The 25,168-nt window shown below is 62.8% G+C and carries 27 protein-coding genes; 12 read left to right on the top strand and 15 right to left on the bottom strand.

What is annotated here, in order from left to right:
- Positions 1 to 19 precede the first annotated feature (19 nt).
- A complete protein-coding gene (locus VK804_RS32200; RefSeq protein WP_325752330.1) occupies positions 20 to 349 on the bottom strand; it encodes a putative quinol monooxygenase in 330 nt (109 codons plus the stop codon).
- Between the two features lie 205 nt (positions 350 to 554).
- Between VK804_RS32200 and VK804_RS32195 the strand changes: the two genes are divergently transcribed.
- Together VK804_RS32195 and VK804_RS32190 are read left to right on the top strand one after the other, a co-directional pair.
- Positions 555 to 1,322, top strand: a complete 768-nt coding sequence (locus VK804_RS32195) for a hypothetical protein (RefSeq protein WP_325752329.1) — start codon at positions 555 to 557, stop codon at positions 1,320 to 1,322.
- Positions 1,323 to 1,458: 136 nt separating this feature from the next.
- The gene (locus tag VK804_RS32190; RefSeq protein WP_325752328.1) at positions 1,459 to 1,644 is read left to right on the top strand and encodes a hypothetical protein; all 186 of its coding nucleotides are present in this window, start codon (positions 1,459 to 1,461) and stop codon (positions 1,642 to 1,644) included.
- A 26-nt stretch (positions 1,645 to 1,670) separates the two neighbouring features.
- On the opposite strand, the gene VK804_RS32185 is transcribed toward VK804_RS32190, so the two are convergent.
- From VK804_RS32185 to VK804_RS32170, 4 genes are all read right to left on the bottom strand, one after another.
- Positions 1,671 to 2,738, bottom strand: a complete 1,068-nt coding sequence (locus VK804_RS32185) for an extracellular solute-binding protein (protein ID WP_325752327.1) — start codon at positions 2,736 to 2,738, stop codon at positions 1,671 to 1,673.
- A gap of 78 nt (positions 2,739 to 2,816) precedes the next feature.
- The gene (gene oxlT, locus VK804_RS32180; RefSeq protein WP_414642874.1) at positions 2,817 to 4,085 is read right to left on the bottom strand and encodes an oxalate/formate MFS antiporter; all 1,269 of its coding nucleotides are present in this window, start codon (positions 4,083 to 4,085) and stop codon (positions 2,817 to 2,819) included.
- Positions 4,086 to 4,323: 238 nt separating this feature from the next.
- Positions 4,324 to 4,953, bottom strand: a complete 630-nt coding sequence (locus VK804_RS32175) for a DJ-1/PfpI family protein (protein WP_325752326.1) — start codon at positions 4,951 to 4,953, stop codon at positions 4,324 to 4,326.
- 15 nt (positions 4,954 to 4,968) lie between these two features.
- Complete coding sequence (locus tag VK804_RS32170; protein ID WP_325752325.1) at positions 4,969 to 6,273, bottom strand: MFS transporter; 1,305 nt, start codon at positions 6,271 to 6,273, stop codon at positions 4,969 to 4,971.
- 204 nt (positions 6,274 to 6,477) lie between these two features.
- Here VK804_RS32170 and VK804_RS32165 point away from each other — a divergent pair, with 204 nt between their 5' ends.
- On the top strand, positions 6,478 to 8,022 hold the full coding sequence (locus VK804_RS32165; RefSeq protein WP_325752324.1) for an FAD-dependent oxidoreductase: 1,545 nt from the start codon (positions 6,478 to 6,480) through the stop codon (positions 8,020 to 8,022).
- 15 nt (positions 8,023 to 8,037) lie between these two features.
- Here VK804_RS32165 and rocF read toward each other — a convergent pair whose 3' ends face one another.
- The gene (rocF, locus tag VK804_RS32160) at positions 8,038 to 8,979 is read right to left on the bottom strand and encodes an arginase (RefSeq protein WP_325752397.1); all 942 of its coding nucleotides are present in this window, start codon (positions 8,977 to 8,979) and stop codon (positions 8,038 to 8,040) included.
- 331 nt (positions 8,980 to 9,310) lie between these two features.
- Between rocF and VK804_RS32155 the strand changes: the two genes are divergently transcribed.
- From VK804_RS32155 to VK804_RS32140, 4 genes are all read left to right on the top strand, one after another.
- The gene (locus tag VK804_RS32155; protein WP_325752323.1) at positions 9,311 to 9,580 is read left to right on the top strand and encodes a hypothetical protein; all 270 of its coding nucleotides are present in this window, start codon (positions 9,311 to 9,313) and stop codon (positions 9,578 to 9,580) included.
- A gap of 74 nt (positions 9,581 to 9,654) precedes the next feature.
- Positions 9,655 to 9,882 carry a hypothetical protein gene (locus VK804_RS32150; RefSeq protein WP_325752322.1) on the top strand — a complete coding sequence of 76 codons (228 nt, stop codon included), beginning with the start codon at positions 9,655 to 9,657 and terminating at the stop codon, positions 9,880 to 9,882.
- A 453-nt stretch (positions 9,883 to 10,335) separates the two neighbouring features.
- Positions 10,336 to 10,596: a hypothetical protein gene (locus tag VK804_RS32145; protein ID WP_325752321.1), complete on the top strand. Its 261-nt coding sequence runs from the start codon at positions 10,336 to 10,338 to the stop codon at positions 10,594 to 10,596.
- A gap of 162 nt (positions 10,597 to 10,758) precedes the next feature.
- Positions 10,759 to 12,042, top strand: coding sequence for a chloride channel protein (locus VK804_RS32140; RefSeq protein ID WP_325752320.1), 1,284 nt, complete (start codon positions 10,759 to 10,761; stop codon positions 12,040 to 12,042).
- Between the two features lie 55 nt (positions 12,043 to 12,097).
- Here the strand turns inward: VK804_RS32140 and VK804_RS32135 are convergent, their stop codons facing one another.
- Genes VK804_RS32135 through VK804_RS32125 form a run of 3 tightly spaced genes read right to left on the bottom strand, consistent with a single transcriptional unit; the run spans position 12,098 to position 15,205 of the window.
- Positions 12,098 to 13,060 carry an ABC transporter permease gene (locus VK804_RS32135; RefSeq protein ID WP_325752319.1) on the bottom strand — a complete coding sequence of 321 codons (963 nt, stop codon included), beginning with the start codon at positions 13,058 to 13,060 and terminating at the stop codon, positions 12,098 to 12,100.
- Entirely contained in the window at positions 13,050 to 14,042 is a 993-nt protein-coding gene (locus VK804_RS32130; RefSeq protein ID WP_325752318.1) for an ABC transporter ATP-binding protein, read from the bottom strand. The genes VK804_RS32135 and VK804_RS32130 overlap by 11 nt, the downstream gene beginning before the upstream one ends.
- Positions 14,039 to 15,205 (bottom strand): NEW3 domain-containing protein, encoded by a 1,167-nt coding sequence (locus VK804_RS32125; RefSeq protein WP_325752317.1) that lies wholly within the window; start codon positions 15,203 to 15,205, stop codon positions 14,039 to 14,041. Before VK804_RS32125 ends, VK804_RS32130 begins: the two co-directional genes overlap by 4 nt.
- Before the next feature lie 300 nt (positions 15,206 to 15,505).
- On the opposite strand from VK804_RS32125, the gene VK804_RS32120 reads away from it, so the two are divergent.
- Both VK804_RS32120 and VK804_RS32115 read left to right on the top strand, forming a co-directional pair.
- Complete coding sequence (locus VK804_RS32120) at positions 15,506 to 16,360, top strand: alpha/beta fold hydrolase (protein ID WP_325752316.1); 855 nt, start codon at positions 15,506 to 15,508, stop codon at positions 16,358 to 16,360.
- A 136-nt stretch (positions 16,361 to 16,496) separates the two neighbouring features.
- Positions 16,497 to 16,721, top strand: a complete 225-nt coding sequence (locus VK804_RS32115; protein WP_325752315.1) for a hypothetical protein — start codon at positions 16,497 to 16,499, stop codon at positions 16,719 to 16,721.
- A gap of 318 nt (positions 16,722 to 17,039) precedes the next feature.
- Here the strand turns inward: VK804_RS32115 and VK804_RS32110 are convergent, their stop codons facing one another.
- From VK804_RS32110 to VK804_RS32095, 4 genes are all read right to left on the bottom strand, one after another.
- Positions 17,040 to 17,393, bottom strand: coding sequence for a phasin (locus VK804_RS32110; RefSeq protein ID WP_325752314.1), 354 nt, complete (start codon positions 17,391 to 17,393; stop codon positions 17,040 to 17,042).
- A 95-nt stretch (positions 17,394 to 17,488) separates the two neighbouring features.
- A complete protein-coding gene (locus VK804_RS32105; RefSeq protein ID WP_325752313.1) occupies positions 17,489 to 17,686 on the bottom strand; it encodes a hypothetical protein in 198 nt (65 codons plus the stop codon).
- 89 nt (positions 17,687 to 17,775) lie between these two features.
- Complete coding sequence (locus VK804_RS32100; RefSeq protein ID WP_325752312.1) at positions 17,776 to 18,063, bottom strand: hypothetical protein; 288 nt, start codon at positions 18,061 to 18,063, stop codon at positions 17,776 to 17,778.
- A 141-nt stretch (positions 18,064 to 18,204) separates the two neighbouring features.
- Positions 18,205 to 18,408, bottom strand: a complete 204-nt coding sequence (locus VK804_RS32095; protein ID WP_325752311.1) for a hypothetical protein — start codon at positions 18,406 to 18,408, stop codon at positions 18,205 to 18,207.
- Between the two features lie 287 nt (positions 18,409 to 18,695).
- Between VK804_RS32095 and VK804_RS32090 the strand changes: the two genes are divergently transcribed.
- The 3 genes from VK804_RS32090 to VK804_RS32080 are packed head-to-tail and all read left to right on the top strand — an operon-like array spanning position 18,696 to position 21,816.
- Positions 18,696 to 19,745 (top strand): type III polyketide synthase, encoded by a 1,050-nt coding sequence (locus VK804_RS32090; RefSeq protein ID WP_325752310.1) that lies wholly within the window; start codon positions 18,696 to 18,698, stop codon positions 19,743 to 19,745.
- Complete coding sequence (locus VK804_RS32085) at positions 19,742 to 20,257, top strand: isoprenylcysteine carboxyl methyltransferase family protein (protein WP_325752309.1); 516 nt, start codon at positions 19,742 to 19,744, stop codon at positions 20,255 to 20,257. Before VK804_RS32090 ends, VK804_RS32085 begins: the two co-directional genes overlap by 4 nt.
- Positions 20,254 to 21,816, top strand: a complete 1,563-nt coding sequence (locus VK804_RS32080; protein ID WP_414642873.1) for a DHA2 family efflux MFS transporter permease subunit — start codon at positions 20,254 to 20,256, stop codon at positions 21,814 to 21,816. The genes VK804_RS32085 and VK804_RS32080 overlap by 4 nt, the downstream gene beginning before the upstream one ends.
- 819 nt (positions 21,817 to 22,635) lie before the next feature.
- Here the strand turns inward: VK804_RS32080 and VK804_RS32075 are convergent.
- Both VK804_RS32075 and VK804_RS32070 read right to left on the bottom strand, forming a co-directional pair.
- Entirely contained in the window at positions 22,636 to 24,342 is a 1,707-nt protein-coding gene (locus tag VK804_RS32075) for a caspase family protein (RefSeq protein ID WP_325752308.1), read from the bottom strand.
- A 27-nt stretch (positions 24,343 to 24,369) separates the two neighbouring features.
- Entirely contained in the window at positions 24,370 to 25,134 is a 765-nt protein-coding gene (locus VK804_RS32070; protein WP_325752307.1) for an SPFH domain-containing protein, read from the bottom strand.
- Positions 25,135 to 25,168 lie beyond the last annotated feature (34 nt).

Genomic DNA, 25,168 nt, shown 5'->3' with positions numbered 1-25,168 from the left:
GATGGCCCGTCGGAGCGGCTCAGACCGCGGTGTATGGCACGAATGGAATGCGTTCGCGTCGGGCGGCGCGCGGCAGCAGCTCCTTGATGGCGGCTTCGAAATGCGGCGTTTCCTGATGGGCGCGCCATCCGTCTTCGTTCACATAGAGTTCGAAAATGAAAAATGACAGCGGATCGGTCGGCGAACGGTAGGGAATGAACAGTTTGACGCCGGGCTCCGCCAGCGTCGGAGCAACCAGACCGCCGAGAATGGCCGCCATGGCGTCCCCTTGACCGGCCTTGGCTTCGATCGTGATCGCCACGACGAAACCGTCGTTCAGCTCCGCCGGGGTATAGCTCGTCTTTTTCATGTGATGCCTCACCTTTGGCCGCCCTCAACCGGATAGCACAGGCGAACCACTGAAAGGTTCGGCGGGGACCGAAGTGTTGCCGATGCAAATTTGCGTTACCGGCGCGATGCCGCGCGCAATCGCCGCAAATCGAACATCGACGCGCCGCACAACATATCTGGCGGGCGGAAGTTGTCTCGTCGGTTACAGCGGCAACCGGATAGACATGCCCGAATCCTTCAGCAAGGTTCCCGAGGTCGCGCTCGGCTTCTGGATCATCAAGATCGCGGCAACGACGCTTGGCGAGACCGGCGGCGATACCGTCACGATGACGCTGAACTGGGGTTATCTGGCCGGAACCGCGCTGTTCCTCGCGGCCCTGATGGTGCTGATCAGCCTGCAGATCATCGCGAAGAAATTTCACCCGTTTTTGTATTGGGCGACAATCATCGCCTCCACGACGTTCGGCACTACCATGGCGGATTTCGCGGATCGCTCGTTGGGGATCGGCTATGCCGGCGGCTCCTCGCTGCTGCTGGTTTGTTTGCTGGCGACGCTCGGCCTTTGGTACCGATCATCGGGCTCGATATCGGTCGACGCCGTCAGCACCCCGAAAGCGGAGATGTTCTACTGGGCGGCCATCACCTTCTCGCAAACCCTGGGCACGGCGCTTGGCGACTGGATGGCCGATTCCACGGGGCTCGGATATGAAGGCGGCGCGCTGGTGTTCGGCGCCGCCCTGGCCATCGTCGCGGCCGCTTACTTCTGGACCGCTGTTTCACGGGTGACGCTGTTCTGGGCGGCCTTCATCCTGACTCGGCCGCTCGGCGCGACCGTTGGCGATTTTCTCGACAAACCCGTACACGATGGCGGCCTCGCCTGGAGCCGCCCGCTGGCCTCGGCGGTTATCGCCATCTTCATATTGGGGTGTCTGCTGGTGCTTCCGCAGCGGGCGGGCGCGCATCCGGTTCAATCCGGATTGGCGGGAAAGTAGCGCGGCTTTTGAAGCTAATTTTCCGAAAATCGAATGACCTGTCTCAAGCCTCGATGAGGGAGCGCGCGCTAAGCTGCGGCAGTTCCGGAGTTTCGAGACGTACCGTCTCCTGATTTCAGTTCGGAGGAAGGGTCCCATGTATTTCGTGGCCGCAGTGCTGGTGGTGCTGTCGGGTCTGTTCTATGCCGCCGGCCAGAACGAAATAGGCAGCTTCGGCGCCGACATGTGCCGATACGGCGGCGCGTTCTGCGACAATCCCGTCTACGTTCTCACCGGCGCCGGTCTCGCGGCGGCATGGGGCGCGTTTGTCAGCGTCCGCTGAGCGATCGCCGCCGCCGCTAACCCCGATCACACTTTGAAGAGTTTGACGTAGCGCGCCTTGATCTCTTCGCTCTGTGCCAGCACCGCCGCGGGATCAGACCTTAGCAATTTCAGGGTCGACAGCGGCGGATGACCGGGCCTTTCCTTGATCTGCGCATGGAACGAGCGAAGGCCGTAATCGTCGACCAGCAATTGCTGCCCTTCCGCGCCAAGGAAATAGCTCTGGAATAGCCGCGCGGCGTTGGGATTGGGTGCGCTGCGAAATATTCCTGAGGGAACGATGATCAGCGGCGCGCCTTCGGAGGCATAGACCACCTCGACCGGTTTGCCCTGATCCTTGAGCAGCAGCAGATTGTAGTCATTGCCGTCGGCCATCACCGCCCGCTCGCCGAGCAGCAGCTTCTTCGGCGGATCGGCGGCCGACTGCACCTGCATCACCTTCTGCTGCGCGAGCTTCTCGAAATACGACCAGCCGAGTTCGCGCGAGAGCACGAACGTCGCCGTCATGATCGCGCCGCTATAGCCGGGATGCGCCTTGACGATCTTGCCCTGCCACTTCGGATCGAGCAGGTCGGCATAGCTTTTCGGTGCGTCCTCGGGCTTCACCAGATCGGTGTTGTAGCCGATGACTTCCATCCAGGCGCAAGACGTCGCCCACAGACCATCGGGATCGAATTGATCGGCGGGGAAATTCGTCATGACATCGTCGGGGAGATAGGGCGCGAGCCAGTCCTTGGCCTTCCAATCCAGATAATGCGCGGGGTCGGTCGAGTTGGCGACATCGACCGCGTTGATGCCGCTGGCCTGCTCCTGCGCGATACGCTGGAAAATCCGCTCCGCGCCCGAACGCTCGACCCGGACCGCTATACCCGGGTATTTGGCCTCGAACGCCTTGGCCACCCGTTCCGCAACGTTCAGCTCGAGCGCAGAATAGTAAGCGACCTTGCCCTCCTTGCGGGCGGCTTCGATCAATTCCGGCGTCACGCTCGCCGGCGGCGGTGCTGCCGCCCGGACCGGCTCGGCGAACAAGACGCCGGCGGCGAGCGCACTCGAGGTCTTGAGGACATCCCGCCGCGACCATTTCTTGTTTTGCATCGCGTTTCCCCGTGAGTTGCCGCCGCCTCCATAGAACGCCGTGACGAACGGGGACTGCGTTTGGCAGCCCCCGCATTTTCAACCGGCCTGCATGTGCCGGCTCCGCATTTTTTTCAGTAGCGTGATCGCCAGCAGCGCGGTCACGGCATCGAGGATCGCGACGATGATGAACACCGAGGTCCAACTGCCCGTCGTCTGCTTGAGGAACGCCGCAGCCGGCCCGCCCAGGATCGAACCCACGCCCTGCGCGACATAGAGAAACCCGTAATTGGTCGCGGCATATTTCGGCCCGAAAGTGTCGGTCAGCGTCGATGGGAAGAGCGAGAAGATTTCGCCCCAGCCAAAGAACACCAGGCCGGTCAGCACCACGAACAAGGCAGGCTGGTCGATGAAGGCAAACAAGACGAGGATGGCGGCGCATTCCAGCGAAAAGGCCAATGCCATCGTCATCTCGCGGCCGATGTGGTCGGAGACCCAGCCGAAGAAAGGCCTTGTCAGCCCGTTGGTGAACCGCGAGAGCGTCAGTGAAAGCGGCAGCGCCGCCATCCCCAACACCAGTACCTGCGCTACCTTGTATTCGTTGGCGAAGGGACCGACATTGGACACGACCATGAGACCGCTGGTCGACATCATGCTCATCATGATGAACAGCAGCCAGAAGGTCGGAGTTTTCAGCATCTCCGCGGGCGAATAACTACGCTTCGCCTGCATGGTGGTCGCAGTTGCCGGCGAGTAACCCTCCGGCTGCCAGCCCTCCGGGGGAACGCGCAACCATTGCGCGGCAATGATACCGATGACTCCCTGAATAATGCCCCACACCACGAGGGTGTGAGCATAGCCGTCGCTCTTGATCATGCTGTCGATGGGAAAGCTGGTGAAGATCGCGCCGAAACCGTAGCCTGCGGCGGCAAGACCCGTCGCCAATCCGCGGCGATCGGGAAACCAGCGCACCATCAGACCGATGATCCCGACATAGATGATCCCGGTCCCGAATCCGCAGATCACCCCGTAGGTGAAATACAAAGCCCAGAGGTCGCTGACGTAACTGGATAAGACCCAGCCGCCGCCCGACATCAATGCGCCGACTGAAATCAGGAGCCGCGGGCCGAAACGATCGACCAGATAGGCCTGCAGCGGCGAGCACCAGGTCTGCAGAATAATCAGCAGCGAGAATGTCCACTGCAATTCGGCGAGCGTCGTTCCAAGCTTCTGGTTGAGCGGACCGGTGAACAAGGTCCATACATATTGCGGCGATGAGATCGCCATCATGGCGATCAAGCCCAGAACTAACTGGCACCAGCGGTTCCAGTACCACGCGCTCGGTATCGTTGGATTCACGACTGTCACGATAGCCCCCCAATTTTCCAGTCAGGTCCAGCCCCAACGGGATGAAAATCATTATTGGTCCGCTTGGGGGGAGACCGCAATGCCGCCAGGGCATCCAGTCGCGATAATCCGCCCAAGTTCAGGTCGGCCGCTCCTGTAGTTGCCCGCGCCCCGCGGCGTTTCCCGTAAATTGCGCACCGCCCTCGTGGACCGACGCATCGATTGACCGGGTCATAACACATGCCGACGATCCAATCTCCTAATCTGCGGTCAGGACCGGCGCAAACCCTTCACGGTTCGCACGCCAGGCGCGTTGATATTCCATGATACGGGCTGTCTCCTCGGCGACATGCTGGCCGAGCATGGCGGCGAGCAGATGAAGCGTGGTGTCGATGCAAAGCGAGACACCGCCGCCGGTCACCGTCGTTCCGCCTCGGTCCACCAGCATCGCCTCTTGCACGTCGATTTGCGGATAGTTGGCGCGCATCACCGCAAGCGGCGAGGTTTCCGGCGGCACGACTTCGCGTTTGGTAGTCGCAGGTCCACCATCAAGGATACCGCTCGCGGCCAATATCATGGCGCCCGTACATACCGACGCGATGCGGTTCGAGGCATGTACGCGCCTGATATAGTCGAGCGTGGTCGGCACCGCCGCCTGGGTGGTCCAGCCGGGTCCGCCGGTGACGATGACGAGATCGCAAGGCGGCGCATTTTCGATGCCGAAATCGGCGGTCACCTTCAGCCCATTGGCGAGCGCGACCGGCCCGGCACGGGGTGCGATCGTGCAGATCTCGATCTCCGGCGCAATCCGGCGCGCCATCGACAATACGCCGAAGGTGGCCAGATCGATCGGCTCGACACCATCGTAAATGAATATGCCAAACCGCACCGGGTCCCATCCAGTTCAGGTCAACGAGCTTCCCTTGGTCTCGCGCGCCGCGAGCGCGGCTGCAAGCGTGATCAGCGCCAGCACGATCATCATGACCGAGACGCCGGTGGTGCCGCCAAAATATCCGACCATCGCAGTGGCGATGATCGGCGCGAAGCCGCCGCCGATCGCCGCCGAGAGCTGGAATCCGAAAGAGGCGCCGCTGTAGCGGACACGCGGCCCGAACAGCTCCGGAAAATAGCATGATTCCGGGCCGAACATCATGCCGTGACCGAAATTCATGGCGATCATGACCGCGGCGAAGATCAGCGCGGTGCTCTTGCTTTCCAGCATCCAGAACAGCGGAAATGCGAACAGCATCGTAAAGACGGCTCCCAGGATGTAGAGCGGCCGGCGGCCGATCTTGTCGGCGAGCCAGCCGAACAGCGGCAGGCTGACCAGTTCCAGCAGCGCAGCATACATCACCGCGTCGAGCATCATCTGCTTGGCGAGGCCAAGCTTGGTCGTTGCATAGACCACGACGAACACGGTGAGCATGTAGACCCAGGAGACTTCGGAGAGCTTCAACCCGACCGCGATCAGAAACGCCTTGGTGTTCTGGCCGACGGCTTCGCCGAACGGATTGCCGGACAGGCCGTCGCGCGCCTTCAGCGCCTCGAACACCGGCGTCTCGGGTACGCGCGACCGTACGAAGGTGCCGAGCGCCAGCAGCACGATGCTGACCAGGAACGGAATGCGCCAGCCATAGGCCGCGAAATCGGCGTCGGGTAGTTTGCTGACCAGCCCGAACACAAGGCTCGCCAGCACCAGCCCAACCGGAAAGCCGATCTGCACGAAGCTCGTGTAAAATCCCCGCTTGTCGGCGGGCGCGTGCTCCAGCACCATCAGCGAGGCGCCGCCCCATTCGCCGCCGAGGCCGATGCCCTGAATGACGCGCAGCACGATCAGGAGGATCGGCGCGAACACGCCGATCGAAGCATAGGTCGGCAACAGCCCGATACAGAAGGTGCTCAACCCCATGATGAACAGCGTCAGAACCAGCATGGATTTGCGGCCAAGCCGGTCGCCGAAATGGCCAAACAGCGCGCCGCCAAGCGGCCGCGCCAGGAAGCCAACGGCGTAGCTGCCGAGCGCAGCCAGGGTGCCCGCGAGCGGATCGAAGGTCGGAAAGAAAGCCTTGTTGAAAATAAGCGCTGCCGCGGTTGCGTAGATCAGGAAATCGTACCATTCAATGATGGTTCCAAAGCAGCTGGCAAATACGATGGAATTGAGCCCCGTGCGCCCGGAGCCGGCGATCGGCGCCGTTGCCGTGATGGTCATTGCGGCCTCCTGCTGACGTACAATCCTCTGGAGAGGCGAGATATTCCGCTAGAATGGATGCAAACTGCATGCCGGATGGGCACCCTCATCGGTCCCGAACCCGCGCTTCGGCTTCGGAGTTATCTGTCGGGGGATTTTGCTATCGAGCTACATTCGGGTATCCGGGAAGCGCGACGCCTGGGATGCCGGTAAACGGAGAAACAGATGAAGCCGTGCGACGTTCTGATCATTGGCGCCGGGCCGACCGGTCTGGTGCTGGCGCTTTGGCTGACCAAACAGGGCGCCAGGGTGCGTATTGTCGACAAGACCGCCGAGCCGGGAACGACCTCTCGTGCCCTGGCGGTGCAGGCGCGCACGCTCGAACTCTACCGGCAACTCGATCTCACGGAGGCCGTGATCGCCAAAGGCCATCAGGTACCCGGCGTCAATCTTTGGGTGAAGGGTGAAAGAGCCGCACGCATGGGATTCGAGACCGTCGGCTCGGGACTTACGCCCTACCCTTTCCTGCATATCTTTCCGCAGGACCAGCACGAGCGTCTCTTGGTCGAGCGGTTGCTAGCGCTCGGCGTTGCGGTCGAGCGGCAAACTGAAATGATCGGTTTCACGGAACAGCAGGATCGCATCGCGGCTCGCCTACGCGGGCCGGACGGTCAGCAGGCAGACTGCGAGGCGCAATATATCGCCGGCTGTGACGGCGCCCGCTCGATCGTGCGGGAGACCATCGGGACCGGCTTTCCCGGCGGCACCTATCGGCAGATCTTCTATGTCGCCGACGTCGAGGCCTCAGGCCCCGCCCTGAACGGCGAATTGCACATCGATCTCGACGAGGCTGATTTCCTCGCCGTCTTTCCGCTCGCCGGACAAGGCAGGGCGCGCCTGATCGGAACCGTGCGCGACGAGCGTGCAGATCGCGCCGACACGATGACCTTCAGCGACGTCAGCGACCGGGCGATCACCCACCTCAAGGTAGTGGTCAAGCAGGTCAACTGGTTTTCGACCTATCATGTGCATCACCGGGTGACCGATCATTTCCGTAAAGGACGGGCCTTCCTGCTCGGCGACGCCGCGCACATCCACAGCCCGGCCGGCGGCCAGGGCATGAATACCGGGATCGGCGACGCCATCAATCTGGCGTGGAAACTCGCAGCGGTCGTCGCCGGCCGCGCATCCGACTCTCTGCTCGATAGCTATGAGGCCGAACGGATCGGCTTTGCGCGGCGGCTGGTCGCGACCACCGACCGCGTCTTCAGTTTTGCCACCGCCGAAGGGAGGATCGCCGAAATCATGCGCACTCGCGTGGCGCCGGTGCTGATCCCCAGGATCGCGGCATTCGATTCGGTCCGCGAATTCATGTTCCGTACCGTCTCCCAGATCATGCTGAATTATCGCAACGGTCCCTTGAGCCGCGGCGCCGCCGGACGCGTGCATGGCGGTGAACGACTGCCGTGGGTACGGGTCGACGGCGCGGATAACTTTGCATCGCTCACAGCGATGGACTGGCAAGTCCATGTCTACGGCTCGGCCAGCGCCGAGCTTACGGCGTGGTGCACGACACACGGCATACCGCTGCACCTCTTCGGCTGGCGATCCGAATACGAAGCGGCGGGATTTGCCCGCGATGCGCTCTATTTGCTGAGGCCCGACAGTTATGTGGCGCTCGTCGATGCCGCGGGCGCGCCCGGCGCGATTGAGCGCTATTTTGCCGATCACGGCATCAGGCCTGCGGCGCGGCCGGCCAGCGCGGCCTAGTCCGCGGATCGGGCTTCACTCGCCCGGTTCGATCGCGTTGCTCGGCGTCGTCCGGTCGGTGATCTGTTGGCCGAACAGGCTGCCGATCAGTTCGACCGCGGTGCGCGCCGTGCGTCCGCGCTCGTCGAGGAAGGGATTGAGTTCGACGATATCGGCGGACCGGACCAATCCGGAATCGTGCAGCATCTCCATCACCAGATGCGCTTCGCGATAGGTCGCGCCTCCCGGCACCGTGGTGCCGACGCCGGGCGCGAGGCTCGGGTCGAGAAAATCCACATCGAAACTGACATGCAGCACACCGTTGCGTGCCACCACCTTGTCGATGACCCGGCGGATCAGAACGGCCACCCCGAACTCATCGATCCGACGCATGTCGGCAATGCTCACGCGACGATCGCGCAGCAAATCCTTTTCCGGTTTGTCGATCGAGCGGACACCGAACAGTTCGAGTTGATCGGGGTCGAGCGATGCGCGCGGCTCATCGCCCAGAAGACCGTCGAGACCAGGCTCGCCGCACAGGAACGCCGCCGACATCCCGTGCATGTTGCCGGACAGCGTGGTCTTCGGCGTGTTGTAGTCCGCATGCGCATCGAGCCAGATCACAAACAGCTCGCGGCCGACCTCGTGCCAATGCCGCGCGATTCCGTTAACTGAGCCCATCGACAGGGTGTGATCGCCGCCCAGAAAGATCGGAATCGCGCCGGACCTCGCCAGTGCGTGGGCGCGCGGACTGAGTGCCCGGGTCCAACGCTGGATCTCCCGATAATGCCTGGCCGTGTCGGGCGGAGCATCGTCGAGTTCGGCCACCTCGCCGATCGAGAGATCGCCGTGGTCACGCACGTCGAACCCCAATCCGTCGAGCACGGTCAGAAGACCGGCCGTCCGCAGCGCCGCCGGTCCCATCAGGGTTCCCCGCTGTGACGCGCCGATATCGATGGGCGCGCCCAACACCGCTATGCTCTTGATTTCTGCTTTCGAAGTGTCAACCACGTCAAACCCTCTGAAGCAGGATTATCTGCCAACACCGGTCGGGAAAAGCCAGAGCCAACGCTCATGCCGGCGGGACATCTCCTCATTCCGTGGCTTGACCGTCATTTCGGGAGGCCAAATCCGGCCGTCATGGGAACAAAATTCTGGACGCCGCATTGTTTGGGCGGGCCGCCACCCGCCGTTCAACACGGCGCCTGTCGCGGATAGCCAAAGGTCTTCGGACCCGCTGTTCATAACAAGCGCACGCGCGGATAGCCAAAGGTGGCGGCCCATCGTGCTGGCGCTTCAAATTTGAGGCATGAAAACCGTGGATTTCGAGACACCCGAACCAACGCTTCAGCCCGGTATGGCGGAACGCGCCATCGATACCGCGACCGACGTGTCGCGTACGCTTACCGAGATCTCCGCGGGCCTGCGATCCGCGGTCGAGCAGTTGAGCGCAGCCATCACAAGCGCGCGGCAGCCGGGCAGACCGCTTGCGATCATCAGCGCGATCACCCGGGAGGCACCGCTCTCGAGTCTTTTCGTCGCATTTCTGTTCGGGGTTGCGGTGGCGCGCCGCCGCTGACTCCGATGGTCTCCGGGGAACCAATCGCCGCACCAGCGGATTGTCGCTGCAACTGGCCTTTCCGGAGAACCACCATGAAGCCGCTGATCTTCGCTACCGTCATTCTTGGCATGGCGTTCGCTCCCGCAGCCGCCGAGGCAAAGGGATGTATCAAGGGCGCTATCGTCGGGGGCATCGCGGGCCACATGGCTGGTCATGGCAAGGTCGGGGTGGTGGCTGGATGCATCATCGGCCATCACGAAGCCAACAAGCACGACGCAGAAAAGACAGATGCGAAGCCGTCTCAGAAGGCGTCGCAATAGGTCCCTCGAGACAACTCCATCGGGCGACGACACGGTTATTGGCGCATCAGGCCTGATTGCGCCGGTCCTGCGTGGAAGGAGTTGACCGGCGTCTGTGGCCAGATGCGCGGTGCGATCGCGCGACATTTCGCAGAGAACACCGAATGGCAAATGGGACTCTCGATGAGTCGGAGGACCCATCCTCCGAATTCGCCTTCTGGCGGAGACCCTGCGCGACCGCCAGCCCAATACTTGAGCAATATTGAGCACACGCAGGCCGGACCGAGCTTGCGGTTCCGGAACCAGGTTGAAAAATAAGGCGCTTGGTCCGGAACAGGACATAGCCCGGAATGCTTTCCCTCGCAGAAGCTTGCTATGTCGAGTTCAAACACTCGTTGTCGACTTATTTTCGGGCCGCTGGGCCGCGTGGAACTCGATCACCTCGAGGAATATGGATGACGAAGGGAGGCGCCCATGGTGGGCCTGCGAAATGATCGCGCTCGCGCTCGCTCCAGGGATTTGCTGGCGACGGTTTATCCGGTGCCGGACAACACGGAATCCCAACGTCTGCGCGAACTTGCCGCCGACTATATCCAGGAAGCGGAGCGGCTCGAGGCCGAGAACAGGGGTCGCGCCACGGAATCGGAAGAATTGATCTCGGCCGCGCTGGACGCAGTGGCGAGGGATTACTTCTCGCGCGCGCTTGCACGCGCCACGTCGCGAAGAAAGCGTTGACCGGCCGCCAAGGTCGATCGCCTTCCGCGCATCCTGATCCGGCCGTTCAGTACGGTGGGACCGAAATGGACCTGCCCATCGGTCATTTGCGTCACCCTACCCACAATCCTGGCCGCCACGAGGCTGTATCAGAACACGACTTCAGGGTTATGCTCGGGGGCAATGGCAGCACCACGTTTCTGGCTGGCGATCGTGCTCACCGGTTTCGGCACTGGTGTAAGCGCGGCTGCGCTGACGCTTATCTTGCAGGCCGTGCAACATCAGGCGTGGCCGGGCGCCAGTCTGCTGGAGGCAGCCAGTCAGGCGCCGCCGTGGCGGCATATCCTGGTGCTTCTAGGCGCAGGCCTGGCGACCGGCGCCGGCCAGATCGTGCTGGTGCGGCTGACCAGCGGCAACAGCATCGACATAACAGAAGCGATCTGGTTCTCGGCGGGACGACTACCGGCATTGCGAACGCTCGGCAGCGCGGTGCTCTCCGTGGTCGTCGTCGGAATGGGCGCTTCGCTTGGTCGGGAAGGCGCGCCCAAGCAGGCGGGAGCGGTTATCGCCAACATTCTGTCCGACAAGGGCGGCCTATCCGACGAACAGCGCCGGCTGCTGGTCGCTTGTGGCGCCGGCGCGGGCATGGCCGCGGCCTATGGCGTGCCATTGGGCGGCGCGTTGTTCGCGCTGGAGGTCTTGCGCGGAATCCTGGCGCTGCGGCTGGTGCTGCCTGCGCTCATGACCGCAGTCATTGCGACCGCTACCGCATGGCTGGTACTGCCGAATGCGCCGACCTATTTCATCCCGCAATTTGAAGCGTCCATTGCCAATATGGCTTCGGTCCTTGTCATTGGACCCGTCGCCGGATTGGTATCGGTGGCATTTGTGCGACTGGTCGCCTGGGGCGATCGAAACCGGCCGCGAGGCTGGTGGCGGCTGGTGGCGCCGGTATTGGCACTTGGGTTGCTTGGAGCAATATCGATTCCCTTTCCCCAGCTGCTCGGAAACGGCAAGGACATCGCTCAGCTGGCATTCGACGACCAGCTGCCGCTCGCACTGCTTGGCGCACTGCTGATTCTCAAGCCGGCCGCCACCCTCATGTGCCTCGGCAGCGGCGTTCCCGGCGGCCTGTTCACTCCCTCACTGGCCCTGGGAGCGCTGCTCGGTGGCCTCGTCGGGCACGTTTGCGCTCCGCTGTTGCCCGGTGTGCAACCGGCTCTCGTCGCCGTGATGGGCGCCGGCGCCGTGCTCGCTGCAACCACGCAAGGACCGATCTCGGCGGTCGTGCTGATGATGGAGCTCACGGGTCAGGACCGCTCATTCATCGTGCCGCTGATGCTCGCGGTGGTGATTGCAACGATCATTTCGCGCGTGATCGAACCTCGCTCGATCTACGATGCACGGCTAACCGATGCTGAGATCGCGGAGCGACAGAGGCTGCGTGAACCGCCGAGCCGCAAATGAGCTGCGTTCCCGCCGCTCCAACCGCATCATGCCTCCGGATCAATGCTTGATCGCATCAGGCCCGCACCTCCTGGCGCTGGAACACGATATAGCCGGCGACGAACAGCACGATGGTGCCGGCGATCAGCGCCACCGTTTGCGGCCAGGCGATGATCAGGCTTTCGCCCAACGGAAGCGGCGCGCCCATCACCGCGCCGCGCAGCTGATCGATGAATACCGGACCCAGCGATCGCGTGGTCGGCGACAGCACCGCCAGCATCGCCTCGCCGAACAAATGGTTCGGCGACAGGCGCGAGAGCGTTTGCGCCCAAATCGCCGTGTCGGGAGTCTGCAGCCCAAGCGCTGCGTAACGCGGATCCGGCGGCGCGATCACCTGGGCGAGAGCCGGCGCCAGCATCGGCCACAAGATGGTCAGGAACAGCCAGACGCCGAGCGCAACCAGCGCCGCGGTCGCGGGCGAGCGGAACACGATCGATAGCAGCATCGCCAGTGCGAGCCAGACGCCGGCATAGAAAATCGCTACCACCAGGAACGCCAGCGAGCGCGCGATCTCCTCTCCGCCCGGCGGGACGCCAAGGAAGAGCAGGCCAAGGCCGATCACCATCAGCCACAGCGCCGCCAGGTTGATCGCGAGCGTCGCAAGGCCGGCGAGGAATTTTCCCATCAGCAGCGCGTCACGGTAGATCGGCTGCGCCAGGATGCGCGAAAGCGTCCGCCGGTTATGCTCGCTGTTGACGGAATCGAAGCCAAGCCCGATCGCCATCAGCGGGATCAGGAATCCCAGGATCGCGACAAAGGACGGCAGGGGGTCGCGACCGACCGTGAACAGCCGCAGCAACAGGAACGGGTCTTCGGCCGTATTCTGCCGCAAACTGTCGATTGCGCCGTAGAGCGCGGCGAGCGCGGTGAGCACGATCAGGAGTTCGAGCACGAACATCCGCGCGCTCGACAGATTGTCGGACAATTCCTTGATCGCGACGGTGCCGAGACCCTGGAACGGAGAACCTTCACGCCGCATGACGCGCTCCTCCCGGCTGCTCGCCCTGGCCCTGGAAATAGCGGGCGTAGATCGCCTCGAGGGAGGGCTCGTCGACGAGGAGCCGGCGCAGCGATCCATTGGCGGCGACCACGGCGCGCGCCGCATCCGGCCGCACGTCGCGGTCCGCCGTCATGCGGAAGCGATCCTCGGCCAGCGTTTCGACGTTGGTCACCCCTGGAATGGTTGCGAGCCGTCGGGCAAGGCCTGCGCCATCGGCCTCGACTTCGACGACAAAACCCGCTCCCAGCACCTGGCGAGCGAGATCGGCGACCGGGCCCATCAGCACGATACGCCCTGCCTGGAACAGCGCGACGCGGTTGCACACCCGCTGCACCTGATCGAGCATGTGCGACGACAGCAGCACGCTGACGCCTTCGGACTTGAGCTCCCCGATCAGGTCGAGAAACTCATGGGTGGCCTGCGGATCGAGCCCCGAGGTCGGTTCGTCGAGAATGGCGATCTCGGGCTGCTTGACGATAATCTCGGCGAGGCCAAGCCGCTGCCGCATGCCGCGCGAGAAGGTCGCGACGCGCTTGTCGGCGACATCGGACAGACGCACGCGTGCCAACGCCGCCGCGATGCGGCGCGTTCGCTCGGGGAAAGCAAGGCCCATCAGCTTGGCGGTATAGGACAGGTTCTCCACCGCGGTGAGATTGTCGTAAAAGCCGACCGAGTCCGGCAGATAGCCGACCCGGCGCTTGACCTGGAGCGGCGCGCGTGCCGGATCATAGCCGAGTACGCTGACCTGGCCCGCGGAAATGTCGGTCAGCCCGAGCATCATCAGGATCGTCGTCGTCTTGCCGGCGCCGTTCGGCCCGAGCAGTCCGAATACCTCGCCCTTGACGATGTCGAAATTGATGGCGTCGACGACGCTGACCTCGCCATAGCGCTTGGTCAGGCCGCGTGCCGCGATGACGATGTCGTTGGCTGTGGTGGCCGCCTTGCCTTGAATGTCGTTCATCGGCGTCCAAACCTTGCAACCGCACCCAACATCAACAGCAGCGCAATTCCGATGACGCCGGCGCCGGCCATTCCCCACACCGTCGAGGTATTCACGGTAATGCGGAACTGGCTGGAGGCATTCTCGCCACGCGAGGTGGCGCTGACCGAGGTCATGTAATCGCCGGCCAGCGACTTGTCGCTCGGCGTCACCAGCGCCTGGACCTCGGCGTCCTTGCCTGGAACCAGCCGTTCGATCGTGGCCGGTTCGAACGTCACCTTCCAACCGGTCGGCGCGCTTGCCGAGAGCGTGACGTTGTCGGCCGGCGCGGTGCCGGTATTGCTGACGACGATCGGGATCGAGCTTTGCTGCGCCGCTACTGCGCGGGCGCTCAAGAGCCCATCGCGTCCCGACACCTGGAGCTGCGGCTGACCCACCACATCAAGCGCAAGCTCCGTATTCGCCGAAGCGTCCTCGGCATTGACCGTCACCTTGACCGGAAAATGCCCGGCATCGATCGTGCTCGGTGGACGAACTTTTAACTTGATGTCCTTAGACTGGCCCGCGTCGATCGGAATCGAAGACAGTTCCTGGCTGCCATAGGCTTCCGTGAACGAAGTTTCGAAATTGGACGGCGCTTGCGCGGCGAAGCTCGCGACCAGATTGCGGCCGCTGTCGTTCTTGATGTTCAAGGTGAACTCGAAGTTCGATTTCGAGCTGCCGCGCAGCGATGGAAGTTTCGACGTCACTGTAAGTTTCGCCGGCAACTCCTTGGCAAGCGATACGTTTATCGGCAGCTCGACCTGGCTTCCCTGCCCTTCCGCCTTCACTGTAAGAGTCTGCCCGCTGAGGCCGGCATTGGCCGGGACATCGAGGCGCAGTTGAAGTGTTACATTAGCGTCCGGCCCCGGCATCGCGGCGGCGACAGGTTGTCCACCGCCCAACAGCGTGGCGGTCCACCCGCTAGGTACGCCCGTGACCGAGAGCTGATATCGTTGCGGGGCCAGCCCATAATCCTGCAGGCGCAGCGGAATGTTCGACGTGGTACCCGGCCGCACCGTGACCGCCGGGTAGTCGGTCATCAAATAAAGCCCCTTGATATCGCGCGGCGTCTCCGCGGCGTGCGCCGCAGGGACGACCAGGGCAACGGCAAATACGAGAGGGGCGAGATCGAGGGCTCGCATCGCAACACTCCTGCTATAGCAAAACACACGGATGTCGGCAATTCGGCCGGTCGGCCAAGACTGCGACGGCGAAGTGCGTGCGAATAAGCGAGGCGATCGTGACAAAATACGGCACGAGCCAATTACGAGTCGGTGATGTCCGATAGGAAATTAGTCTAGGTGCGGGAAGCGGGAAGGATGTGCACCGCTTTGCTGCGGAGCAGCAAGATTTCCGAAATTTAATCCAGGCTGCCCCACCCTGCCTCAGCTGTGGCGCGTTTCTACACCATATCTTGAATCAAAGTGATCGGGACGGAAACGATGAAGCGAGGAATCGCGGTTCTGACGTGCGTCTGTGCCCTCACCGGTGCGGTGTATTTCGGCATCAGCAAGTGGGGCATTGCGCACGAGACGCTCAATCTGTTCGACACCGCGCGGCAGCGGCCGGTCGCGGTCGACCTTGCCGTGCGCCGGGACTACGAGATGAAGGCGGATGACGGTTACTGGAAACTGCCGGTCGCCATCATCAGCAACGGCAACACCGTCAAAAACACCGAGTATTCGTTCCTCGCCAACGTCTTCGCGGCCAGGGGCTATCTGGTCGCCAGCATCCAGCAGGATATTCCGACCGACCCGCCGTTGATGACGAAGGTCGGATTGCCCTATGTCGGGCGGCGCGAAGTGTATGAAAAGGGCGAAGCCAACATTCTGTTCGCGATCGAACAGTTGAAGAAACTGCAGCCGAACGCCGATTACGAGCACCTGACGCTGGTCGGTCATTCCAACGGCGGCGACACCGCGATGTACTTCGCCAAGCATCATCCGGAACTGGTAACGAAAGTCGTCACGCTCGACAATTTGCGTGTCCCCTTCGTACTCAGCAACAAGCTGAAGATCCTGTCGTTCCGCTCGTCGGATCCGAATTTCCAAACCGATCCCGGCGTGCTGCCGACGTCCCAGCAGGCCAAGGCGGACGATATCGATATCATCCATACAAAATTTCAGCATACTTGGATGAGCGACCGCGGCCCTGATTCCGTAAAAGAGAGGATTCAGGCCACCCTCGATCAGTTTTTGAGCGATGGCGGCAGCAGCGCCAAGCTGGCGCCCGCGGACGACGACAAGGCGCCCGCGAACAACATGATCGCTTACAACGACAGAGCGCGGTTTCCTTGAGGGCGGCCTAACCCCAGGAGCGGCTCTCTCCAACTCCCTGCGGCCGCGGTTTGAGCGCAATTTTTGCAACGGCCACTGGAACCCGGGAACGCCTGCTTTCATTGTCCCGGGGCCTATGTTCCAACAGGAGACCAAAATGCGAAATCTGCTCATTGCGGCGTGCTGTGCGGCCCTCGTCGGAGGCGTGTCGGTTGCTTCAGCCCAAACCAGCGGCCCGACCTCCCAGGATTCGATGAAGACCAACAGCCCGGCGAACGCCAACGCCAAGATGAAGAAAAAGAGCACCAAGAAGACTACCAAGTCAGACGACAGCATGAAGAGCGATGCGACCAAGGACGGGATGAAGAAAGACAGTAAATAGCTTTCTCCGGGACGGAAGAGGCCGCGCTATCCCTCGGGCAGCGCGGCTTTTCCTTGTCGGCCGTTCTCCTGCCTGGCGGGGTCGGTCCTGAGAGAGGCGCTGCCCAGGTAAAACACTTCGCGTCCCGCCAAATGCAAATCCCTGCCGGTGGGACCGACAGGGATCAGCAGAAAAGTCGACGGACGGCGAGTGGATCACCCGGTGGCCCGTCAAGGACCTGCGCTCAAATTGAAATCTACGGCGCAAGGCCACGCAAGACTATATTATGGGCAAGGAAATGTTCATCCCCAGCCGTCGCAACGGCCTTCCGCCCGCCCGTCAGTATTTGCCCTTGGTCGCATCCTTTGCCGCGGACATCACGCCGCCGGTGATCTGGCGCATATGCTCCCCGGCATTGGTGAACTGGCTCTTCAGGAACTCGGATTGAATGCGCATGGCCTCCTGCAGATCGGTGGCGTGGACCAGCTTTCGGGCATGCTCGAACGCAGCCTTGATATTCTGCTCGGTCAGGGACAGGGCCTGTTTCGACATCTCCGTTCCGGGGCTCGGAACCGATGCGATCGACTTGTTTGCCGCATCGAAGAACATTCCGAACGCCTTTTCCGCCTGATCGATGGTCTTTTCGGCCAAATCGCGCAATTCCGCCGGGACTTCCAGTTTCGGTTCAATCATCGTCGCCATCCTCCAGTATCGATGAAGGGTTAGCACAGTTCAGGAACCGCGTCTGTGTAGTAATCCGACGCCACCCGGTCCGTCCCGGCTCGATGTCACCGCCCGCTCGTGTCCGTTCGGTGGACCTGCTGAGCGCGCGCTTTGTCGCGCGGTTGTTCCTGTCCTTGCTTATCGCGCACGATGCCCTGATCGGCACCATGTGGAGGCTTGGTTTCGGGCTTCGGCATGCCCTTCTGGCCGCCATGTTTGCCGCCTTGATCCTGCACACCTTCCAGGTCGTTTTCTCTGGGCATCGCGTTTTCCCGCCTTCTTCAGTGAATGGCTCTCAACTTCTTGAATACTTCGCAGGCCGATTAACGCGTTCCCTTGCCGTCGGGTTGCATTAGCCGCAGGCCTTGCGTTTGAAAAGCTGCGCGCTCATGGAACCCAACCCCGGATGGCCGGTTAATCCTTTCGCATCACAATCCGAGGAGGAGATTGCCATGCGATGCAAGCCAGCCATCACGGCCATCGTCGTCGCCGCATCGTTCGCAGTGACGGCGGTGGCATCGGCCCAAACGCCCCCGGCTTCCGGAGCGTCGAGCGAAGCCAAACCTGGATCGGACGCGACCAAGTTGAACATGAAGACGGGCACGACGACGGGCTCGGCAACCAAGGCCCGCACCATCAAGGGGGTCGCGCCAAACCCGGCCTTGCAGAATCCCCGGGACGCCGGCACCGGCCGCGGAAAATAGCCGCTTCACGCGTTGGCGGGCGGACAGGCCCTTCGATGAAGCAAGGGCCCCGACGCGGGGCCCTTTTCCTAGCTCGATCAGTGGTGATGATGATGATGGCCCCGGTGGTGCCAATGCCGATGCCCCATATAGGCATAATCGTTTCTCCCATACCCCGCCCGGTAACCGCCGCCGGTATAGGGATTGCCCGGCCCGTAGTTCTGGCAATTGGCATTCGGATAATACTGCGCGCATTTGCCGGGGTTAGTGATCACCTCCTGCGCCGTCACGGGCATTACCATCGCGGTTGCCGCGATGGCAGCAGCAGCTCACTGCGAATTTCATGTCGTCCTCCCTCGTTTGCCACCCGTGGCCAAATTGGGTCCGGGGAATTGCGTTCCGCCGGTCGCCCAACCGAAGAAGGCTGCTTCCGGTCGATCACCACACATTGGAGAACAACGGAACGCGAAGCTTCTTCCAACTGTCACGTTTAAGTGACCCGTTCGGTCTGATTTTCGCGCCGGCTGCGAAATAAAACGCCGATGCCGCTGTTCTCGTTCATAACGCAAGCGGCAGGAGAGTCCTCGCGATGCCAACGGCTGCCCTGGTTTCGCTGGCGACATCGGTGCCTCCCCACGTTTTCCTGCAGAAGGATGTTCTGGCCGCCGCATGGGAGGGGTTCGGGGCGCGCTTTCCCGACTTCGAGCGGTTCTCGAGCATCTTTACCAACACCGGAATCGTCAAGCGTCACGCCATAAAACCATTCGACTGGTATCTGCAACCGCGGGGCTGGCCGGAACGCACCGAGGCTTTTCTGCAGGGCGCGGAAACCTTGTTCGTCGATGCGGCCAGCAAGGCGCTGGCAAGCGCGCAACTGACCGGCGCGGATATCGACACGGTGGTGACCGTCTGCTCCACCGGGATTGCGACGCCGAGCCTGGAGGCGCGGGTCGCCCGCCGCATGGGTTTCCGATCCGACGCGATGCGCGTGCCGGTGTTCGGCCTCGGCTGCGCCGGCGGAGCCTCGGGCCTGTCGATCGCCTCGCGTCTGGCGCAAGCGCGGCCGGGCAGCAACGTGCTGCTGGTGACAATCGAGCTCTGCTCGCTGGCGCTTCGCCACGACGAACTCACCAAGGCCAACATCATCGCCATCAGCCTGTTCGGCGATGGAGCTGCCGCGGTGGTGTTGCGGGCCGGCGATGGCGGCGCCACCCAAATCGAGAATGCCGGCGAACATCTCTGGCCCGACACACTCGGTATCATGGGCTGGAGCGTCGACCCCGAAGGCTTTGGCGTGATCTTCCAGCGCACCATCCCCGATTTCGTCACCGCCCATCTCAATCCCGTTGTGACTCGGATCCTCGCCGACATGCAGTTGTCGATGGCGGACATCGACCGCTTCATCTGCCATCCCGGCGGCGCCAAGGTGATCAATGCGCTGGAGACGGCGCTCACGCTCGATCAGGGCACGCTCGATTGCGAGCGCCAGGTGATTTCAGACTATGGCAACATGTCCTCGCCCACCATCCTGTTCGTGCTCGAGCAAGTCCGCGCCAAGGGGCTGCCGGCGCGCTCGCTGTTGACCGCGCTCGGGCCCGGCTTCACCGCAAGCTGCGTCGCGCTGCGCCACGCCGCGTGACACCCGCCGAAGTCATTCTCGGCCTGGCCACGCTGCAGCGTGCGGCAGAACTCGTCATTTCCAGCCGGAACACAAGCAGGCTCAGGGCGCGCGGTGCGGTCGAGCTGGCGCCGAAACATTATCCACTCATTGTCGCGGTGCACGCGGCGTGGCTGATATCGCTGTGGCTGCTCGGGCGCGATCAGCCGATATACCTCCCGGCCCTATCGCTTTATCTGGTGCTGCAGGGTTTTCGCATCTGGGTGATGCGCACCCTCGGCCCGCGCTGGACGACGCGGATCATCGTGCTGCCGGGCGAGCTGTTGGTGTCGGCCGGTCCCTATCGATTCATGTCGCATCCCAATTATGCCGTAGTGGCCGGCGAAATCGCCGTGCTGCCGCTGGCGCTGGGCCTGCCGATCGCGGCCGCCATCTTCACGGTTCTCAACGCGGCGGTGCTTGCGATCCGCATCAGCGCCGAGAACCGGGCGCTCGCGGCGTTGCGTGAACCGATGACGCGCGGCGCCCGATGAACGAGAACGCCACCCGGCCGACCGAGGCCAACGCGGCCATCTGGGCGGGCTTTGCATTGATGTGCCTCGGCATGTTCATGGCGATCCTCGACATCCAGGTCGTGGCGACGTCGCTGCCCGCGATCCAGCAAGCGCTTTCGATATCGCGCGAGGCGATGAGCTGGATCCAGACCGCCTATCTGATCGCCGAGATCATTGCGATTCCGCTGACGGGGTGGCTGACGCGCGCGCTGACGTTGCGATGGCTATTCGCAGGCGCGGTCACCCTCTTCACCCTCGCCTCCATTGGCTGTGCGTTCAGCGGCGGCTTTGCGACCCTGGTCGGCTTCCGTGTGCTGCAGGGATTCGCCGGCGGCATGCTGATTCCAGCCGTGTTCTCCGCGGTCTTCCTGCTGTTTCCCTTTTCCCAGCATCCGATCGCGACCACGATGGCGGGCATCATGGCCGTGCTGGCGCCGACCATCGGGCCGGTGGTCGGCGGCTTCATCACCGAGACGTTTTCCTGGCATTGGCTGTTCCTGATCAATGTCGCTCCCGGTGTGGTCGCGGCGGTGGTGACGCCCTTGCTGCTGCCGCCCGGAAAACCGCGGTTTGCCGATCTCGTCACGCTCGACGGATTGTCGCTGGCGCTGATGGCGACAGCGCTCGCGAGCCTCGAGATCGGACTGAAACAGGCGCCGCAGGACGGTTGGCTTTCGCCCGTCTGTTTGCTGCTGTTTTCGATCAGCGCTGCGGCGACGTTGATATTCGCCATCAGGACGCTGCAAGCAGGGCATCCCATCGTCGAGCTTTCGACCTTGAAGAACCGTTCGTTTGCGATCGGCTGCGGCTTGAGCTTCTGTCTCGGCGTCGGATTGTTCGGCTCGGTCTATCTGATGCCGGTGTTCCTCGCCTATGTCAGGCGTCACGACGCTTTCGAGATCGGCACCATCATGCTCGTGACCGGCGTTGCCCAGCTCTTGACCGCGCCGATTGCCGGCCACTTCGAGAGCAAGTATGACGCGCGCTGGTTATCGTCGCTTGGGTTCGCGCTGTTTGCGCTCGGGCTTGGCTGGAGCGCGCTGCAGAGTCGCACCGCTGATTTCCACGAAATGTTCTGGCCGCAGGTGTTGCGCGGCGTCGCCATCATGTTTTGCCTGCTGCCGCCGACCCGGCTGGCGCTGGGCGCGCTGGCGGAAGCGCAGGTGCCCGACGCCAGCGGCCTGTTCAACCTGATGCGAAATCTCGGCGGCGCGATCGGCATCGCGCTGATCGATACCATCCTCTACGGCCGCACCGGCGGACACGCCGCAGCGCTGCGCGACCGGCTGATCGCGGGCGACATTACCGCGGCGCAGGCGATCGGACTCGATCTGCAACTGTTCCAGCACCCTCCATCTGGTGTATCCGACGCCACGGTGGAAGCGTATCTTCGCCCGATGGTCGAGCGGGCCGCGTTCGCGCAGAGCACCAACGAAGCCTGGGCCCTGCTCGCCTGCATCGCGCTGCTCGGGCTGCTGCTGATGCCGTTCGCGGGGTCTCTTCCGTCAAGCCCCGCCGCGGACGCGAGCGAGCGGTGACCGGAGCGCGCGCTCTGATTCAATTTTCAAACAGCCTTATCAACGTCATTGCGAGCCAACGGGTCGCGCGAATGCGCGCCCGATGACAGGCTCCGCGAAGCAATCCATAGAGCAACAAAAAGAAAGAAAGAGTGGATTGCTTCGTCGCAAGCGCTCCTCGCAATGACGTTGAGACATGACTCCGCGATCTCGCCGCATGATTTTTTTTGCGCGAGGTGTTCATTTATTCCCGCCCTTCAAACAAAGGGCGCAGGGAATGCCGGGCGGCCGATGCGCCCGATAGCCGCGTGTGCGATGGGTAGTGATAGAGTGCACACGCGTTAGTCAGGTCACACCGGAATCACCCGGCATTCCCCACGCAATGGTTTACGGATTATAACGTGCCCTCCCCGGTGCTCGGGCTCTTTGGTCACCGTCACCCGCGAAAGTTTCCTTCCACGAACTTGACACCAGCGTCGAGGTGCCAGGACCACACGTCTTTTCCGTCCGCTTCAAGTGCCTTCGTCAAGAGCACCGTCGGCGTCCACCGCATCCCGCCCCGCGTTGTTGACGTTGCGCAACGCCCCTTTGGTGGGGCGGGATGGGAGGAATATAGGGGTGATTTGGGTATTCTGAAAAGCCGAATTGTCTGCGGCAAAACGACCCGTCGGGCAAATCACCTGTGCGGTAGGGCCGATTGGAGCCCAACGGTTCGCGCAAAGCGCGGCCCGTTGGGCGTAATCCGCCGTCACAAGCCCCTTGCCAAGCGCCGGTGTGAAGTCGAAGAGGCGGGTTACGCCTTCGGCTACGACCCGCCCTATTCGCTAATTCCCGCCGCCGCTAACACCACGTCCAGCCGCAGCCGATGATGCGAATGCGGCGATAGATGACGTAGCGGCGCGTCGGGCCGGAGGCGCGGGCTTGTCGATGCGACTGGTTTTCGGCGGCGATCTTGCGAAACACCGCGACCGATTCCGGTTGCCTGCTGCCGTCGGGATCGACCTGCTGCGCCCGCAGCCGCAGGGCGCCCGCCTTTTCCGGATTGGGCGATCCCAACAGGCCGACCTCGTACATGTTGGCGAGAAATCGCAGCGCGTATCCGTTGTTGAGATCGGCGGCCTGCTGAAAATATTGCGCAGCCATCGCATAATCCTTCGGCACGCCGTGGCCGTTGAAATACATGTTGCCGATCTGCTGCAAGGCGTCGGCATTGCCGGCCTCGACCGACTTCTCCAGCCAGTCGAGCGCCTTGCCGAAATCCTGCTTGACATAAAGCCCGTTGGCATAGGCGCCGCCCAGGCTTTCCATGGCGACCGGCGAGCCCGCGGCCGCCGCCTTGCTGTAGAGCTCAAAGGCCTTCTGGTCGTTCTTGACCACGCCAAGCCCCTTCTCGAAGCAATAGCCCAGCGCGTTTTCCGCCTCCGGCACCGCGTCCGCGGCGAGCGCGAGATGACGCGCGGCTTCGATGTAATTCCTGGCGAAGAAATAGGCCTTGCCGAGCGCGAACTGGAAATGCGGCTCGCGCGGCTCGGCCTGCAGCGCCGCCTCGCAGGCGACCACGGCCCTGTTCCAGTCGGTCTTCACGACGACGGGACCAGCGGTCTGGTCCGGCGGCGCCGTCAGGCGATCGCATTCACCGACGACCGCGGGCAAGGTGCTGGCGCGATCGGTCGGCTGAACCGATGCTATCGGCGGGACGACGGCGGGCGCGGGCGGCGCGGGCGCAGTGGTGACGGCCGGGGCCACGTTTGGCCTGCTGCTCGCGGCTGCATCAGCGGCCGGTGCGCCCGCCAGATAAACGTCGCCCACGAGCGAGGAACTGTCCCACGGGGTCTGGCGGCGGTCGGTCGCCTGCAACACGTCGCCGCGCACCCTGGAAATCATCTGCCGGACTTCGAGCCCTTGGGTACCGACATGCTTCAGCAGCGCGGCCGTGAACGGCGAATTGCGTCCCGAGCCGTCGAGCGCGACATTGTTCGGCTGCGTCGAATAAACGATCAGCGAGCCCTCCCCCGTCGCATCGACGCGGCCGAGGCCGCGCGTGGTCACGCCGCGGCCGCCGCGCGCGAGCTTTTCGGCGAACGGATTGTTGCGGCAGGCATCGAGGATGATGATGTTGGCGCGCCCGCTGCCTTCCATCTCCTGCTGGATGTCGCTGAGATTGATGGTGTTGAAGCGCACGTCGGCGGCGCTCTCGATCCTGGCGTCGACCGGCAGCAGATAGTTCTCGCCGTTCATCTGCAGGCCATGCCCGGCATAGAAGAACAGCGCGACGTCGGCGCCGTGCAGCCGCTCGGAAAAGTCGCGCACCGCCTTCGCCATGACGTCGCGGGTGGCATCGCGCTGCTCGATCACCTCAAAGCCTGTGGCGCGCAAGGCCTGCGCCAGATCGGCGGCATCATTGGCGGGGTTTTCGAGCACGGGGACGGCTTCGTACTTCGCATTGCCGAGCACCAGCGCCAATTTTACCCCGGCGGACGCCGGTGAAAACGCCGCCCCAAGGCAGAACAGGGCCAGAAACACAACGAGAAATCGATGCCGTTTCATCACGGTCTCCGGGCAGTGTCGGTCGGGTTATTTCGGCGACGAATCCCTTGATAGCAACGCGATCGCCTCCTGCACCGTGGTCATGAATTGCGCGGGGAAGATGATGGTCGAATTCTTCTCCACCGAGATTTCCGCCATCGTCTGCAGGGTGCGCAACTGCAGCGCCACCGGATGCTGGGTGATGATGTCGGCCGCCTCGCCGAGTTTGACCGCGGCCTGATATTCGCCTTCGGCGGCGACGATCTTGGCGCGGCGCTCGCGCTCGGCCTCGGCCTCCTTGGCCATCGCCCGCTGCATGTTGTCGGGCAGCGTGATGTCCTTGATCTCGACCGCGGTGACCTGGGTGCCCCACGGCTCGGTATGGGTGTCGATGACGTTTTTGATCTGGTCGTTGATGCTGGCGGTATCGGACAGCAGCTGATCGAGGCTGAAGCGGCCGACCACGTTGCGCACGGTGGTCTGGCTGATCTGGTTGATCGCGTTGTAGACGTTCTCGATGGCGATCACGGCCTTTTCCGGATCGGTGATGTGATAGTAGGCGACCGCCGCGATATCGATCGACACATTGTCCCGGGTGATGATCTTTTGCGAGGGGATCTGCATGGTGACGGTGCGCAGCGAGACCCGCACCATCTGCTGGATCGGCACGAAGATCAGCGTCAGTCCCGGTCCGCGGACGCCGGCGAACTTGCCGAGCAGGAATACCACGCCGCGCTCGTATTGCCTGAGCACGCGCAGCGAGACGATGACATAAAGGACGATCAGAATGACCAGAACGGAAATGAAGCCCATGGCGTCCTCATCGGTTGTTTTGCCTTCAAGACTA

The organism is Bradyrhizobium sp. (assembly GCF_035484855.1).
Taxonomy (GTDB): domain Bacteria; phylum Pseudomonadota; class Alphaproteobacteria; order Rhizobiales; family Xanthobacteraceae; genus Bradyrhizobium.
Note: the sequence above shows the minus strand (reverse complement) of the source record. Positions and strands in the feature narration are given on the sequence as shown.